Source organism: Alkalibacterium sp. s-m-28, from assembly GCF_054658175.1.
Genome location: NZ_BAAGIQ010000263.1, coordinates 1 through 494 on the forward strand (window position 1 = coordinate 1; position 494 = coordinate 494).

At 38.5% G+C, this 494-nt stretch carries 1 protein-coding gene; it reads left to right on the forward strand.

The window, feature by feature from the left end; genetic code table 11:
• Nucleotides 1–304: 304 nt before the first annotated feature.
• Nucleotides 305–494, forward strand: a 190-nt coding sequence (locus ACYQ4S_RS12255) for a transposase (protein WP_459771444.1), incomplete at its 3' end; no start/stop codon positions are given.

Consider the following 494-nt stretch of genomic DNA (forward strand, 5'->3'; position numbering starts at 1 on the left):
TGAAATTAGTCCACAGATTTAAGCTGTGGACTGCTCAAAAGCCCGAGGATACCATGTTTTCCACATGTGTATACCTCGGGCTTTTGTCACCGTTCAGGAAATCATAAAATTTTGGGTAAATTCAAACCAAATGGGGATTGAATTGTAGTTGCTTTTCTTGTAAAGTTGACATTGAGCACACCTCTTGTTTTTGTTGTTTTCGTCGACTTTACAATAACATAGAGCGTGCTCTTTTTGTATGTTTTTTTCTTCACCCAACGGGTGAAGAAGGAATAGAGTGATAAACCTTATCAAAGCGGGATAAATGCCTGTTCTGACAAGGTACTATGAATTATTCAGGATAAAGTATCGAAGAAAAGTCATCACGCCCCCTGTTTCGGATTATGCCAAAGATATGTTTCTAAGAATGAGTACAAACTACAACATCACTCTCATCGAATGGAATGAAGATAGAGACCACATTCATATCCTGTTCAAAGCTCACCCTAACACAG